The organism is Sporanaerobacter sp. PP17-6a (assembly GCF_900095615.1).
GTDB lineage: Bacteria > Bacillota > Clostridia > Tissierellales > Acidilutibacteraceae > Acidilutibacter > Acidilutibacter cellobiosedens.
The window spans coordinates 20,191-38,384 of the sequence record NZ_FMIF01000009.1 but is presented as its reverse complement, the minus strand read 5'-3'; the positions used below and the strand labels follow the sequence as shown (position 1 = coordinate 38,384).

3 protein-coding genes and 1 riboswitch are annotated in these 18,194 nt (G+C 35.6%); all 3 genes read left to right on the top strand.

The features are described 5' to 3' along the window. Nucleotides 1-56 precede the first annotated feature (56 nt). The 3 genes from PP176A_RS04660 to PP176A_RS04650 all read left to right on the top strand — a co-directional run bounded on the left by PP176A_RS04660 (nt 57) and on the right by PP176A_RS04650 (nt 18,190). Nucleotides 57-7,436: an S-layer homology domain-containing protein gene (locus PP176A_RS04660; protein ID WP_071139302.1), complete on the top strand. Its 7,380-nt coding sequence runs from the start codon at nt 57-59 to the stop codon at nt 7,434-7,436. A gap of 185 nt (nt 7,437-7,621) precedes the next feature. Continuing rightward, nucleotides 7,622-7,818: riboswitch (cobalamin riboswitch) on the top strand. Between the two features lie 241 nt (nt 7,819-8,059). Further along, complete coding sequence (locus PP176A_RS04655) at nt 8,060-12,472, top strand: Ig-like domain-containing protein (protein ID WP_071139301.1); 4,413 nt, start codon at nt 8,060-8,062, stop codon at nt 12,470-12,472. Nucleotides 12,473-12,511: 39 nt separating this feature from the next. Beyond that, nucleotides 12,512-18,190, top strand: a complete 5,679-nt coding sequence (locus PP176A_RS04650) for a leucine-rich repeat protein (RefSeq protein WP_071139300.1) — start codon at nt 12,512-12,514, stop codon at nt 18,188-18,190. The last annotated feature ends 4 nt before the right edge of the window (nt 18,191-18,194 follow it).

Here is an 18,194-nt window from a genome sequence, read left to right as displayed (position 1 = left end):
GATTCTATGTGAAACCGGGGCTTTTATTTTTTTAGTTATAAAGAGGGGGAATATTAATGAAAAGGTTCAAACGTATTTTATCATTATGTATAATACTGACAATGATATTTACTAACGGGAGTTCTTTTTATGGAGAAATCTTTCGTTCTAAGGATTTTCCGAAGAGTATATCATATGCACAGGACAATTTAAATACGGAAAATCCTACAGATGAAGAAAACAGCGTAATTTCTGAGAAATCCAACAAGGAAAATACAACAATTCCGGAGAAGGGAGAGGAAGGAACGGAGGATACCGTGACTTCGGAAGAATCCGAGGAAAACAAGGATATTGTTCCTAATGAGGAGAGTCAAGAAAAGTCCGAACAGAATGATGAAATTAAAGAACAGTCGGAAGTGTCTGAAGGGATAAGCTTTGATAAAGATACATTTTCGGCAGAGGAAAATATAACAGGAGCCATAAATTATCCTGAACATAAAAACGAAAATGTGGATGTAATTTTTTATGATAGCTATACCGGAGAAGATAAAGGTTCGGTAGGCAATGTAACATTGGATGACAACGGGACAGGTAATATTGACATTTCGATACCGGGAGATCTTGCATCCAACGACATAAATGACAATATGTATGCTCTGAAATTTGTCATTGGAGATTCGGAGCTGTCCGTCAAAAAGGTAAATGTAGATTTCAGCGGTATGGTTAAATATGATAAAGAAGAAGTTTATGCTTCTAGGGATAACAGCATTGCCGTTTCCATAGATGAAAAAATTTTTAATGAGAATTTAAAAGTATATCTGGTAAATCCGGATAATGATGAAACAATACTGATTGCGGAAAAACCAGAGTCCAAGGATATGATTTTATCCGTTCCTGAGGATTTAAAATGGGGGAAAGCTCTTTTAAGAATAGAATCGGATTTGGAAACCTATACTTTGCCTTTCCCACTGAAAGAAAATGTTCTTCTCCATGAACAGACCGAAATACCCGAAGGGATAAGCTTTGATAAAGATATATTTTCGTCAGGGGAAAATATAACAGGTACTATAAATTATCCCGAGCATGTAAACGAAGATGTTGATATAATTTTTTATGATAGCTATACCGGAGAAGATAAAGGTTCGGTAGACAGTGTAACATTGGATGATAACGGGACGGGCCGTATTGACATTTCAATACCGGGAAATCTTGTATCCAACGACATAAATGACAATATGTATGCTTTAAAATTTGCCGTTGGTGATTCGGAACTGTCTGTCGAAAAAGTAAATATAGATTTTACTGATATTGTTACTTATGATAAAGATAGAATTAATACCTATGATGATACCGGAAAATTTGCCAATGACAGCATAACTGCCACTATAAATGAAGAAATTTATAACCCTGATTTAAAAATATATTTGGTTAATTCTTATACGAATGAATCAAGACCAGTAGAAAATACTGGTTCGGATATAGAGATATCTATTCCTGAAGATTTAAAATGGGCTAAAGCCGTTCTGAAAATAGAATCGGGCTCGGATATTTACACTGTACCGTTTCCGCTGAATCCGATAGTTACTTACAATAAAGGCAGTGTAGGCGCAGGAGAAAGCTTTGTTATAAATTTAAATATTCCTGAAAAAGCCAATAGCACTATTACTTATGTAAACATTATAGATACAACAGATTCCTCTTCAAAATTGAAGATTATAGGAGACAAACCATCTTTAGATAATGAGGGCAGATATACTTCCAATGAAATTGTTCTCAGTGATGAGGTATTAAAATATGGAACTCCGGGATTGAGGATTCGTTTATCCTCTCCAACCAAAGATTACTATGTTCCCTTTATCAATGTTGAAAATCCCGTTTCGAAATTTGATATAGGAGAAAACAGAATATTTGAGGCCAATAAGGATACTATAACGGCTGATATCGAAGCTACTGATTTAGCGGGAAAAGATTTTGAATTGGTTATTAAAGGTGAAACCGAAGATGGAGAGGATGAAAACAAGACCTTAAAGGAAGGACAATTTGACAGTAGTGGGAAAGCCAGTGTAGAGATTTTTCTAACTAAAGATATAAAGCCACTCAAATACGACTTAGTTCTTGAATCGGAGGGAATCGAGTATAAGCAGATTCCCATAAGAATAGTATATAGTCCTATGACCTTTGAGGCGGACAGATATGATCAAAATAATTTTATTCAGGGAAAATTCTATGCGGTATATGGTGAACCTGACTCTGAAGACGGATATGAGCCGGTTGATTCTTATAAAGCAGTATGGGGAAAAGATGTTGAATTTAATATAAATGTAAATTTAGGAGAGAAAGTCAACAAAGATTTTACTGTCACGCTGTCACCAGCGCTAGGTAGTGGAATAGAAACAGATGAAATTGAGGTTTCCGGCAGTACAGATTCTAATGGACTAGCAACTGTAAAGTTTACTTTGCCTCGTGATTTGAAATTAAGGGAAGACCAAGGGTCTACCAATTATTTATTTAATTTGGTTGTAGATGGCGAAACGTTATATAGTACAAGTTTAGAATGGGTTTTTTCCGTAAGAGAGTATTCGAAAATAAATAAAACAACTGACGGAAACAAATTGTATGTGGAACTTAATACTCCGGCCTGGGTTGACGGAGAAGTTACCTTGTCTCTCAATAATGAAAGTTCGGGGCAGGGAATCCCAATAGACGGAAAATCCATATATTCTTTAAATTTAGACGAAAAAGGGAAATATGAAGGAGAAATTCCTCTTCCCGACAAACTCGAGGGAGGTTCTTATAGCCTCCAGATAAGATACGGGGAAATTTATACTGCTGCTCTACAAGTACGCTATACGGCGGATATCACGATTAGTGTAGACAGTCTGATATTTAAGGATACCACATTTGACTTGAGCGTTAGATTAGATAGAGAGTCTTATAAAGGGAAAGAATACGAACTCAAAGTTTATGATTATATAAATAGGAAATATCCGTTGATTAGTGGGGAAGAAGTAGTGTTATCCCAAGGGATTTTGGAGGGCAATATTAATACAGGATTAAATACTCCCGAGAACATGGAAAAACTGAACCAACTTCCCAGCGGAAAATATGCTTTGGAGTTTTCAATTGATGGTGATAAATATTACGGATATTTTACATTGCTGGGCAGATTCGTAATTAACAAAAACTTTATAGTTGAGGGAAAAGAAACGGCAGTTGAGTTCCAATTCGGAGTTAAGGGTATTAATCCAAATACAGATTATAATGTATATTTATATAATGCCAATAATGAACCTGTAACGGATGAGGGAGGAAATCCGATAGGCATTGAAGGGAAGACTTCATTTACCAACTCAGGATATAATTCCGGAAGTATAGATATTCCTTCTACATTGGAAAAAGGTCTATATAAATTTATCTTAAAAATAAATGGGGAGGAATATCCAGCTTCTTTCCAAATAAGTGATGCTATTATTGATGAAGTGAGAAGTACTGTTGATGTCCTTTCCGACGTGGTACTTACTAATCATTACAGCATGGACTGGGTGTCCGTGGGAGTGAACAGGGCAGGAAAGAGTCTTCCGAGCAGTTATTTGGAATCGACGGAAAACTATATTGTAATGAATAAAGGAATTCTTCCCAACATAACAGATTACGAAAGAATAACTTTGGGAGTTACGGCAGCGGGAGGAGATCCTACCAATATAGGCGGGTATAACCTTATAGAAAAGATATATAACGGAGATATAGAAGGACAAGGGAACAACGGAGTTGCTTTCGGACTTATAGCAGTGGACAGTAAAAAATATGATATCCCAGCTGATGCAAAGTGGAATAGAGACAGGATGATTCAGTATCTTCTTAATAATGAATGTACAAATGGCGGTTGGCAATTAGCGGGGAAAGGAACAGATCCGGATCCCGATATGAGCGGAATGGTAATGACTGCTCTTGCACCCTATAACAATAAAGATTATCCTCAGGTACAAGCTGCCATCGCAAGAGCCGTAGATGCTCTTTCACAAATTCAAAGACCTGAAGGAGGATTTGTTTCTTGGGGGACGGTAAATTCGGAATCATGCTCTCAAGTGATAATGGGACTTTGTACCAACGGGGTAGATCCGACGGGACCTGAATTTACAAAGAATAAAAATTTAGTGGAAGCCCTTTTAAGCTTTAAGACTGCTGATGGAGGAATAGCCCATACGGAAGTAGGTGGAAGTCTGGCAACTAACGGTATGGCATCGGAACAGGCTCTTTATGCATTGGATCAATATATATTCTTTGTGGAGGGCAAAGGCTCCATTTACGACTGGACTCATGATGATGAAGATGAACATGACAGAATTGAACTGGGTAAAAAAGTAAAAATTTCTCAAGACGGTAAAATGTATTTTGCCGGAGGGATAGATGCTGAATTTCCTCAATCCTCATATAATCCCGATTCTTCTACTATAATGGTTTCAGATGTGACGGATTCAAAAAAACCGGGAGAAGAGAGTTCCCTAAAATTACACGGAAAGATAATAGAAATTTCTCTTGAAGGTGTAGATGAATCGGATGATATTTTACTTAGAATGCCTGTAAATTCAGGAGAAGATTTAACCAAATCCGCCATATATATTTTTAACAATGCTTCCAACAAATTTGAATATCTCGGGAATGATGTTTCCAATAAAAAGTTAACCGTAAACATTACCAATAATTCTTCAATATACGGAGTATTCGGGGATGAAACAAAACCGACGGGAGTAAAATTTGATTATGAAGTAAGTAAAAATAAAGTAACATTAAAAAATATAACGGCAGTAAGCCAATCGGGAATAAAGTATTTTGAAATCTATAGAGACGGCAAATATTTAGGAAATGCCGAGGGAGATTCTTTTGTTGATCCCGATGCCTTAAGTTATAATACGGAATATAAATATAAAATAAGAGCAGTTGATAATCTTGGAAATATTTCGGATTTTAGTGATGAAATCATAATAAAAACTAAAGATATAAATGATCCGACGGATCCAAACAATCCTAATCCTCCGGCGGATCCTAACGATAAAGAAGTTACCGTACAGATAAGAATTGAGGGATATGATCATACGGTAGTACCTATGAGAGATATAAAGGTATCAAGATTCGGATTGGATGATTATTTAGGACCGGCAAGCGGAAGTTCCGCCACACCGTCAAAAGGCTGGGGAAAAGAAAAATTCAAAGGATCTACTGTTGCCCATGCTACGATAAAGGCTATGGAAGCTGAAGGAGTTGATTATGATTATCAGGACTATGGTTGGTCTCTGTATCTTGCCATGGTGGACGGAGACAGGGAATTCGATTACAGATCTACATCAGGTTGGATGTACAGGGTAAACGGATGGCTTCCCAACTATGGATCCAATGCATATTATCTTAAAGACGGGGATGTAATAGAATGGTATTTCGGTGCCTATGGGTTTGAAAATTGGTATACAAAGATTTCCACCAACAAAACAAGTGTTAAAACTGGAGAAGAGGTAACCGTAACTCTCACGGGAGAGGCAACGGATTTAAACGATGAAAGCGGAAGAGGACCTACTATAAAAGAGAAAGTCGATAATGCGGAAATATACGTAAACGAAAGTGCATTTTCGGTAGATGGTGAGCCTGCAGTTACTGATGAAAACGGAAAAGCAGTATTGAAATTTAACAGCCCAGGGACATATTATGTATCGGCAGAAAGGTTTAGCGGAGAAGGTATAAGGAATATAGTCCGTCCCGTACCTGTAAAAATAACGGTAACAGGGGAAGAGATACCTCAGAAAGAAGTTATCAAAGAAGAGGAAGGAAAAGAGCAGGTAAAACCGATAAAGAATCCCGAATATGAAATAGAATACAAAACGGTAACAGATCCTAATTCCACGGAAGATCAGATATTAAGAGCGGTGGAATCGGCAGCAGGGAAATTAGCAAGAGACGGAAAAGAGATAAAAGAAGAAAAAACTGCATTAAAGATAGCTCAAGATATGAGAGACGTACTAACAATAATGAATAAAGCAACAGATAGGATAACTACAGAAGAAGGGATAAATATAATATTATCAAAGAATACGCAGATACAATCTATACTTATTAGAGCATCGGAAAAAGCTAAGTTGCAGGAGAGCAGAAAAGAAATAGAAGAAACTTCGGAAAAGGTACTGGAATTTGTACTCAAACTGATAAACAAAACACCATCGGAAACGAAAACGGAAGAATTAATAAATGAAACCATAACAAACCAAGGTAAGATAGTCAAAAATATAGGAAAGGAATATGGGAAGAAAATAGAAACAATATCTGCAAAATTAGTAGAAAAAGGAGCAGAAAAACTTTCAAGAGTAAAACTTTCAAAAGACGAAAAGACGATAGGAGAAGATTATATAAATAATAAATTTATAACTACAGCAAAAAAAATAGACCAAAAACTTAAAGAACAAAACATAGAACCTACAAGGAACATACAAAATAAGGAAGTAATAGAAATAGGGAAAGGACAGGAGTATGAAATAGGACTGTTCATAACAAAAGAAGCATTAAATAAAGCTAAAGAGGAAGGAATAGAAACAATAGAAATAAAAACAGAACTGGGGATAGTATCCTTATCTGAAGAATTGATAAACAGAGGTGAAAAATTAGATATAAAAATTATTAAAATAGCAGATGGAGTAGAAATATCAATAAAAGATGAGGCTGGTAAAGAGATAGTGCTAAACAAGCCAATAGAAATATCGATTCCTTATACAAAAGAAATAAAAGTACAGTCTAATATAGGAGTATTGCAGATAGGCAATGAAGGGAATAAAGAAGAACTGGGAGGAGTATATGACAATACAGACAATACGGTTAAATTCATAACAATGAATACAGGAAGATTTATTGCACAGGAGGGAGATAGAGAATTTGAAGACATTAAGGGAAACGATATAATAGGAGAATCAGTAAGAAGCTTGAGTTCAAAAGGGATAATCAAAGGAAGAACAGAAAAAGAATATGCTCCCAATGAGAACATAACAAGAGGAGAATTTGCAGCCTTAATATCAAGGATGATGAAATATGACGAAGAAGGAAATAAAGAATTGCCATTCAAAGATGTATCAAAAGATAAATGGTATTACAAATCAGTATGTGCAGTATATGGAGAAGGGCTTATAGATGGAAAAACGAAGGAAACCTTCGAGCCTCAAGCCAATATAACCAACGAAGAGATGGCAAAGATAATAGGAAACATACTGAAAAATAACTTTTATAGGGAACAGAAAGAAGAAGAAATAAAATATACGGATGCAGACGAAATATCGGATTGGGCAAGAAAAGGAGTAGCAATAGGAAAATATAACGGGATATTTGAGGGATTGGACGAAAACAGTTTTAATCCTAAGAAAGAGGCAACAAGAGGAAATACCGCAGTGATGTTGTACAGATTGTATGAATTGATCATGAAATAGATAAGAAATGCCGATTTGAGGGTTGACCTTGAATTGGCATTTCTTTATTTTGACAAGATATTTGCACATATGCAATAAAAAATGTCATTTTTAAAGAATCCCACAAATTCGGTTTTTAGATATTGCGGTAGTTAGATTTATATGCTATGCTGATTATAGGCAAAAGAATTAAATTTCATAATAACTTAATAATAAAATGTTTAAGTTCTTTATCTCAAGATAAAGATTAAAGGGGAATCAGGTGAAAGTCCTGTACGATCCGGTCACTGTAAGTGGGGAGCATTTCTTCAAGATGTCACTGTTTATACAATAAATGGGAAGGCGAAGGAAAACGTTGCTTTGATCCACAAGTCAGGATACCTGCTTAGGCATATTTGCATTACCTTCCGACGAAAGGCATATGTAAATTATACTTAGCTGTTTGATATAATAAATATTATAAATTATAGTATATAATGAGTTTAACAGCTCTGACTTTTACTGGAAGCCAGAGCTGTTTATTTTTTGTAAAATTTATTAGAGTGAGAAAGGATAAATAATAGACATGAGATTTTAGAAAGGAGGAGGCATAGAACAGCGAAAGATATTCTATCTTAAAAATAAAGAATACGAGGAGGTTGACTATGAAAAGTATAACTAAAGTATTGCTTGGCAGTATTATGGCATTGGTTATAATACTGTCAAGTATACCTGTGGCAGATATGAACGGTTATGCTGATAAATTAGGTGTGTTAGGATATCATGGGAATCAATTGGAAGATGATAGATTGAGTGCCGCAATAGAGGATATGAAAACATATTATTCTAAAGAAATAAAAGAATATACTTATTCTGAAGCAATGACATTAAAGAGTTTAGGTGTAGATGAAAAAACTATACGGGGGAAATTAAGATTAGAAGATTTATCTTTTGAAATAGGTGATAGTTATAGAGATTCAACTTCTAAAGAATATGCAAAATCTATTATGAGTCTTATTGCAGCAGGTTTTAATCCTGCAAGCTATGGGGGAAAAGATTATTTAAGCTTTTTAGCAGAGTCCCAAACGAAAGAAGGATTTTTTGAAACTAAAACGGATACGGGAGATGAGGCGGAAGATATAGCCTATTCCATAATAGCTTTGGATATGGCAGGGGCAGAATATGATGTGGATAAAGCTGTTAAATTGTTGGAAACCAAATTTACCGTTGAAGGGGATAAGGCCTTTGTAAAAGAATGGAGCTGGAGTTCGGATGGAGATCTGGAACTGACGGCTGTATCTTTAACAGCCCTTTCCAATCATCAAGATATTATTGGTACCGACTTGATTGATAAAACTATAAACTATATTGAATCCGAACGTTTTAACTCAGGAATGTATGGAGAAATAGATTGGTCTGGCAAAGAAGTAGAAAGTGCAAAGCTTACATCCAAAATGGTACAAGCTCTGATGGCCGTTAAAGAAAATATACCTGTTGAAACCATAAAAGGCCTTTTAGATTTAAGGGATGGAAATCAATTTAAAGAAAGTAAAAGTTCATATAATGATTATGCTACAGCTGAAGTTTTCTCAGCTTTAACGGATGTATATACTGAAAAATCCATGTTCAAAGAGATAAACGCAGGAATTGGAGACCCTACTGCTGTAAAAATATTTTTACCAGGGGGTTCCGGTGATTTAAAGATTGGAAAGAAAATGCAGTTGTTGGCTAAAACTTATGATGCAAATGGAAAATATGACTTTTCACAATCTTACATATGGTCATCGGATAATACTGAGATAGCAACCATAGATGAGATGGGAACAATCACGGGTCATAAGATTGGTACGGCTAATATTACCGTTAAAATAAAGGGATTTGAAAATGTGGAAAAATCAATTGCGATAAATATAGTTGGAGTAGAACTTAATAGCATAGATATAAAAATTGACGGAGAACTGTCAGAAATAGAGGTAGGTAAAAAAACAAAAATATCGGCTGATGTTTTAGATGCGGAAGGAGAAATGCTTGAGCAAATTGATATAAAGTGGAAATTATCACCGGAAGGATTGGCGGAATTAGACGAGGGCGGTATTTTGACTGCATTAAAATCAGGAAATATTACAATTACAGCATCGGTCGAAAAAAATGAAGACGAAGTGTTATCAGATAGTGTTGATTTAAAAATAGTAACAAGACAGGAGAGAATTGGTGAAGCATTAGAAGAAGTTAAAGAAGGCATTGTAAACAATCCCGACAAATATGAATACACTACGGCTATGGGTTTAAAGCTTATGGGAGTTGACGAAGACCATATAACCGAGAAAGCATCAAAATATAGCTATTTTCCCAATGCCAATACGAGGGCAGAGGATATAATGATGGCTATTGCCATTGGAAAAGATCCAAAGGATTATTATGATAAAAATTATGTTCAAGAAATATTGGATAGCAATTTTTATGAGGATACAAATCCAGAATGGTTAATCAATGCCATAATAGCCTTAGATATGGCGGGAGCAGATTATGACGAACAAAGAGCCGTAAATTCATTATTAAGTAAATTTATAAATAGTTCGGGAAGATATTATATAAAGAATACAAGTAATGATGACCCAAACAATGAACTTAACTCATTAGCCCTTATAGCTCTTTCAAAACATGAGGATTTGGAAGGTGTTGAAGAAGCTGTTCAAGGTATAAAAAACCATCTGAAATTTGTGCAAAATGAAAATGCATTAATAGAAAACTGTAAAACCCACTCTTTTGCAATTCAAGGATTAATAGCATCCGGTGAAGATATATATTCTGATGAATGGACAAAAGAAGATAAGTATGGGAATAAAATTACTCTATTAGATACATTATTGAGCTTAAAAGTAGGGGATCAATTTAAAGTATTGCCTGATAATGCATATCCAAAAAGCGGGCAAGAGGTATATGGATTTGCAGCTTTGGTGGATTTAAGTGCGAATAAATCCATGTATTATGAACTGGGTAATGAAAAACCTAAAGATTTCACCATAGAAATACAGGGAGAATCAAAAGAACTGACTTTGAAGCAAGGAGAAACAATTAAATTAGAAGCTAAAGTATTTGAAAATGGAGAACCTGTGAATAAGGAAGTTGTCTGGGAAAGTTTAGACAATACTATAGTGGAAGTTCAAGATGGAAATGTAAAGGGATTAAAAGAAGGACAGACCAAAGTAAGAGTAAAGGTAAAGTTCTTTGAAGATATATATGATGAAATAACTATTAGAGTAGAACAAATAATTGGTAAACCTGCAAAGATAATTATCAAAGGATTGAAAGATACTCCGATAGTAAAGGGAGATAAATTTAAATTAGAAGCTACTGTACTGGATGTTAATGGAAATGAATTGGAAGACAATGGGGTTGAATGGACGAGTTCTGATTTTGAAATAGTTTCTATTGATGAAAATGGCGATGCTGAGGCACATAAGGCCGGTTCTGTAAATATCACCGCAAAGATTAAGAATACAGATATTAAAGATAGTACTGCAATAGCAGTTTTCGAGAATGAAGAAGAAGCGGATAATACCCTTGATAAATTTATTGAAGCTGTAAAGGCTTATTATGAAACCGTATATTATACGGAAAACCAAGGTAACCTTGACGCGTGGGAAACCGCAACCCTTACCAGGGCAGGAATGAATTTAGATAAATGGTATGCCAATAAAAACTATGAACCGTCATATGATATAAATCTACAATACTTAGCAAGTAAGGCTAACCAAGCCCTTATTATGCTGGATATAGGTGAAAATCCGGCTGATTTTAAAGGCAGAAATTTAATAGAAGAAATAGTCCAAGAAATAAACAAAGGGGATTATGGCTACGGAAATCAAAATTATTTAAAGGCTGTAATAGCTGTAGACAGATACAATGAAAAATATGAAGACCAAAAAATTCCTTATGATGAAAGTGTAGTTATAAATAATATACTTTTGGCACAGACCGGGGAAGGTGGATTTAAAGAAAGGGGAGAATCTTCGGTACCGATAAATACCGGATATGCTTTGAAGGCTTTAAGCAGACATAAAAATTTTAACGGTGTGGGAGAAAGTATCAACAAAGCTATAGGATATTTACACTCCATACAGAAAGACGACGGAGCTTTTTATACGGAAACATATATCACAGGGAATAATGCCGAAGTAATCAGCGGCCTGTTATCCGTAGGGGAAGATCTGACATCCGAGAAATGGACTAAAGGAGATAGAAATCCGATAGAATCCATGTTTATATTATGGAAAGATAACGGCTCATTTGATAATTTGGAAGGGGAAAGTGAAAACAACAGGGGATGGATTGCTGCAACACAAAAATCCCTTTATACATTGGTGGATTTAAAAAAAGCGGGATACTCCGATTATATTGTAAGGTCAAGGACATTGTCGGATAAACCTGAAGAACCGGAAAAAATTTTAGATGTATATACAGCCATAGCTGTAGACAAGGGAGAAGACTATGAAATGAAATCCGACCCTAAACAAGTTACGATAAGTACTAAATCTCATAGTGCAGGATTAACAGCCTTAGGATCCTTGCAGGCAACTACATCATTATATGAAATGACGGGGAGTATGGTAACATCCATATACGGAATCGAAAATAAAGGTATGGGCGGATGGATATATGCTGTTAACGATAAAATTCCTGATGTTACTCCGGATAAGGCAACCTTAAAAGAAGGAGATAAGGTGGTATGGTTTTATAGCCCCAAAGGTATGGATGGACAGGTACCGACATGGGCAGAGCTTACAGAAGGGGAAGGAGATGAAAATGACAAGAATTTCAAAATAGAATCTTTATCAGGGGAAGCTATAGTTAACGGCAAACATACCGAATTGAAATACAAGGTGACCAATCTTACCGATGAAAGCAGAAAAGTAACATTTACAGTAGGTTTATATGACAAAAAGACGGATAAGTTGATTAACTATTCGTCAATAAACAGAGAATTTGGTCCGAAAGAAGAAATTGATATGGAAACCGTATTTTTAATACCATCAACCGGTGAGTATTATATTAAAAAATTTATTTCAAATATTTAGTAAAATAGATTCGAATAATAAAAGATGAGGAGTGAGGATATGCAAAAAAGATTCAGATTTTTATCTATATTGGTAGCATTGAGTATAATTTTATCTCCGATTTCTTTGGTTGTCAGCAATATGGCCGATGCCCGGGAAGCCAATATAGGTATAACGGAAGAACTCCAAGGAACAAAGGAATCAACAAATTCCGAAGAAACAAAACCTTCCGAGGAAGAAGAACAGGGAATAACGGGAAAGACAGAAGAACCAAAAGAAGAAGAGTTTGAACTTCAGGGTTCGGAGGATACACCATTTGAATTTGATGAAGAGACAGGAACTATAACAGGATATAAAGATGGAAACCCGCCGGCGGATTTAGTAATACCGGCAGAGATAAACGGTGTACCGGTAAAACATATAGGAGATAATGCGTTTTATTATTCACAGTATGGCGGGGGAATAAATAAACAGCTTAATAGTGTGGTATTGCCGGAAGGTTTAGAGTCTTTAGGGTATATGGCATTTCAAAAAAATAATTTTACAAGTATAGAATTACCTAGCACATTGACTACGCTGGGGAAAAGGTCTTTAGCTTATAATCAATTGACAGCTATAGAATTTCCTGAAAGTCTTACATCCATAGGTGAAGAAGCTCTGATGGAAAATAAGTTTACAGAAATAGAAATACCTTCGCATATAGAAGAAATACAGGCAGGGGCATTTAAGACAAACTTATTAACTAATATAATATTGCATGAAGGCTTAAAAAACATAGGCGCAAAGGCATTTGAAGACAACTCTGTAGAAGAAATAAATATACCGAGTACAGTACAAAATTGGCCCACAGGAAAAGATGAGCCGATATTTAGAAGAAACAACAGAGACATTAATAATAAAAGTGCTACAGATTTAATATTAGCAAAAGTATACAACAATTCAGGAGCAACAGCTAAGAATACTTTTGGAATAGTAAATCCGGCATCTGTAACTATAGAATATAAAGATAGTAAAGGTGCAGAAATAGCTTCAAGCAAAACCATAGTAGGAAAAGAATTAAAAAGGGCAGAAAAACAAGGTTCAACATGGATAGCGGTAGAAGGTTCAGGAAAAGATTTATCGAATTATGATGTGGATAAAAGTGTTGGATATAATTTAATAAATGTAATAGATGAAATATCGGAAAATTACTACCAAATGAATAAGCAATACACATTCGCACCGGAAGAAATAGAAGAATATATAACGCCGGAATCGCAAACGGTAACATTAAATGACAGGCAAAATATTATAGCATTCACATATACAAAAGAAGGAGAAGAACCGGTAGAAGATCCGACAAAACCGGCAAGTATAGAATTAAGCTTTCCGGGAGGGCAGCAGATAACACCGCTTTACCCGGGGGATAAACAAATAATATTCGCTAAAGTTTTAAACGGTGACGGAGAAGAATTAGAAAAAGAAGAAGTAACATTTGAGAGTTCAAATCCTGCTGTATTACGATATTTATATTTAGATACTTTTAAAGCCGGAGAAGTCTCGGAAGAAACCACCGTAACCGTAATAGCAAGACTGGACTCAAATCCGGAAATAACAGGGAGTATTGATGTAACGGTAACGCCTAGGGAAGAGGAAACTTCATTTGAGTTCGACGAAGAAACAGGTACTATAACAGGATATAAAGAAAGCGAAGAAATACCGGAAAACTTAGTAATACCGGAAGAGATATATGGTGTACAAGTAAAACATATAGGGAATAAAGCATTTTCCAACAAAAAAAATATAAAGGAAATTTCTTTTCCTAATACCTTAGAAACAATAGGAGAAGAAGCTTTCAGGTATTGTGAATTGGGAGAAGTTTATATACCCGGAAATATTAAAGAGATTAAGAAAGATGCTTTCAATAATGCCGGGTTAACAAAAATTACTTTTGAAGAAGGTATAGAAAAGCTGGAAATCAATTCTTTTGCCAACAACTCAATTAATGAAGTTATCATTCCGAATACGGTGGAAGAATGGCCGGAAGAAGGTGCCAATGCCGTATTTAGTGCAAATAAGATAAAAATAGATGATTGGACAGGAAAAGTTAAATTTGCAAGGGTATACAATAATTCGGGAGCAACACCTGAAAATACCTTCGGAATAGTAAATCCCGCATCAGTAACAATGGAGTATAAAGATGAGGAAGGTAAGGGTATAAAGAATAATAAAACGGTTGTAGGAAAAGAATTAAAAAAGGCTGAAAATATAGGTACCAGCTGGGAACCAAATCTGGTAATTGAAGAAGGGAGTAAGGAATACCTGTTAGATTATAATGATCCTTATGATATCGGCTGGGGTATAGTTTTAGGATTAGACGAATTATCTCCAAACTATTATCAAATGAATAAACAATACACCTTTGAGCCGGAAGATATAGAAGGTTATATAACACCGGAATCACAAACAGTAACATTAAATAATAAAGAAAACACAATAGTTTTCACATACACAAAAGAAGGAGAAGAACCAGTAGAACCTGTGACACCGATAGATTTAGACGAAGAAATAGAATTCCTGAAGCAATGCTATGAAGCATATATGACAGAAGACAGCAGCGGAAGCACAGGAAATGCAGGTTTAGAAATGATGGCACCGGGAGCGGCAAGATTGGCCGGAATGGATGTAGACAATATTCAAAAGCATCTTTATATAGATGAAGACAACAAATCCTCATATCAGTTGTCTCAATCCATAATAACATTAATAGGAGCCGATTTAGACCCAAGACAGTATAACGATAAAGGTAAAATCAGAAATTTAGTAAAAGAATTAGAAGAATCACAACAGTCGGACGGAGAAAATGAAGGGGAATTTGTAAAAGCAGATAGTGATAAAAACTCCGTAGAAGCACAGGCAAGGTCGGTCATAGCTCTGGACATGGCCGGCGGAAACTATAACAAAGAAAAAATAGTTTCAAAATTGATAGAGATATATGATAAAAAAGGTGACTCTCATACCTATAAAGATATAAAGACAGAGGGAATAGTATTGTTAGCCTTATCAAACCATAAAGATATAGATGGTGTACATGTTAAAATAGATGAGATACTGGCTTATTTGAAGACTAAACAAAATAAAGACGGAGGATTTGATATTGAATCTGGATTTGAAAAGGGAACCAACAGTCCGACAGCAACAGGAAGAGTTATTCAGGGCTTAATAGCAAATGGAATAAACCCATTGGAAGATGAGGAATGGATAAAGAACGGTTCAACTATGCTTAATGCCATAGTAAAGAGCAAAACCGTAAAGGATAATATGAAAAACAGTGGCTATGGAAAAGGCGAAGAAGATGAATATACTTATTATGAAGCAACATACACTGCTTTCGGTGCATTAATGGATTTAAAGAACCAAAGGTCCATGTTTGAACTATTAAGATTACAGACAGACCCGGGTGTGGTACCTGACAGAGTGGAGATAGTTAAACCTGATAGAACCGAAATGGAAGTGGGACAGTCTTTACCGTTAACGTCAAAGGTATATGATAAAGACGGGAAAATACTGTCGGGTCAAGAGTTGATTTGGACAAGTTCAAATGAAAATATAGCTGCTGTAACGGATGGAAACGTGGAAGCTAAAAGTGTAGGAGAAGCTACGATAACCGTTACGGTTAATGATACTGAAATCAGAGATAACCTTAAAATAACTGTTGTAGAAGAATTAAAGACATTGGAAGTAAATACGGCCATAATAGTATTTAACGAAGACGGAGATTATGAAATAAAATCCGCTCCGCAAAAAGTGATTATAGACAAAGACGAATATGACGGAGGGTTTACTGTATTTGGTTCGTTACAGGCGACTACTGATGAATATGAAGGAACGGCCGGTTGGATAACTTCCATATACGGAATTACGGGGCCGGATACAGGTGGCTGGATGTTTACTGTTAATGATAAGATTCCGGATACAACTGCTGATAAAGTAAAACTTAAAGAAGGAGATAAGGTTATTTGGTTCTGTACTTATGATTATATGAGGGATGAAGCACCAACTTGGAAAGAACTGACAGGTGAAGAACCGGAAGAATTAACTATAAGAATAATAGCTGACAGAACATCCGTAAAAGTAGGAGAAGAATTACCGCTGACGGCGGAAGTCCGTAAAGGAGATGCGATATTAACCGATAAAGAGATAATGTGGTTAAGCTCCAATGCTGAAGTAGCCACAATAGATAAAAGCGGAAAGTTAACGGCACATAAAGAGGGAGAAGTAAATATAACGGCAGCTCTCGCAGAAAATAAAAATATAAAAGATACTGTGAAGATAAGAGTGGCGGAAAAAGATTTAACAATAGAAGATGCAATAGAAGCCTTAAGAAAATATTACTTCTATAAAGATGAATTTACTTTCAGAGCTGCACTTGGATATAATTTCACAAGTGATAATTTAGAAGAAGATTTAATTGAAATAAATTCTAAATTTGAAACCAATGAAAATCCTGAATCCGTATCAGAACATGTATCTAATATAATGGGATTAATAGCAGCGGGGGAAAATCCCTATAGTCATAACAACAAAGACTATGTAAAATCTTTAGTAGATGCACAAAATGAAGAAGGTAAATTCATCATAGGGAAATATGATGATTATTCTACAATCCTTGCCTTTAGTGTATCGGCATTGGATATGGCAGATGCGGATTACAATAAAGATAATGCGGTAAAGGCCTTATTAAGTTATCAGAAGGCTGACGGCAGTTTCGGAGGAGTTGATGAAACCGGGATGGTATTGACGGCGCTGGCAAGACATAGAGACAAATCCGGGGTTCAAACCGCAATTGACACGAGTCTAAACTATCTAAGAGGAGAACAGGATGCAAATACTGGTGGATTTATAGTATGGGGTTCGGAAAACCCATATTCTGCATCGGCAGTTCTCCAAGGATTAATAGCAGCAGGAGAAGATCCCTTGTCTGAAAAATGGACTAAAGGTGGAAAAACCATGGTGGACTCCTTGATGAATTTCTATAAAGACGGACATTTTGAAAAAGAATCGGAATGGAATCCGGAGGAACCGGAAATAGACAGTGTAACGGAACAGGCATTTATTGCATTGGCAGATGTATATAAAGGTAAATCCATGTTTAATGAAATAAGGCTTAATACCAATGAAGTAGCCGGGATAAAGATAAATAAACCCGACACAGATAAAATAACGGAGGGTGAAACGATAAAATTATTTGTAACAGGATATGATGAAAAAGGACAAATAGTACCCGTCAAGGAAATTGAATGGACCAGTTCCGATAATGAAATTGCAGAAGTAGATAAAAGCGGCAGAGTAACAACTAAAAAACCGGGAAATGTGACAATAACGGCAAAAGTAAAAGGTAATGATATAAAAGATAGCATAGTGTTGGAAATACATGAAAAAGAATTCGAAATAGAGTACATCGGAGACATAGAGGTTAAAAACGGACAGCAAGCCAACGCAAAGGTAAAGCTGAGAAATCTAACGGAAGAAAGAAGGCCGGCAACACTGATAATTACTTTATATGATAATGAAACCAATAGACTGTTGAATTATTCAATAGTCAAAAAAGAACTGGAAGGCAAAGAGGAGCTGGAGCTGACTGCAGGTTTCTTAGTACCGGATACGGGAAACTATTGTATAAAGGCTTTTCTGTGGGATGATTTAAAATATCAAAATATAATAATGCAGGATGCAAAAGAGATAAAAGTAGCCAGTTAGTAAT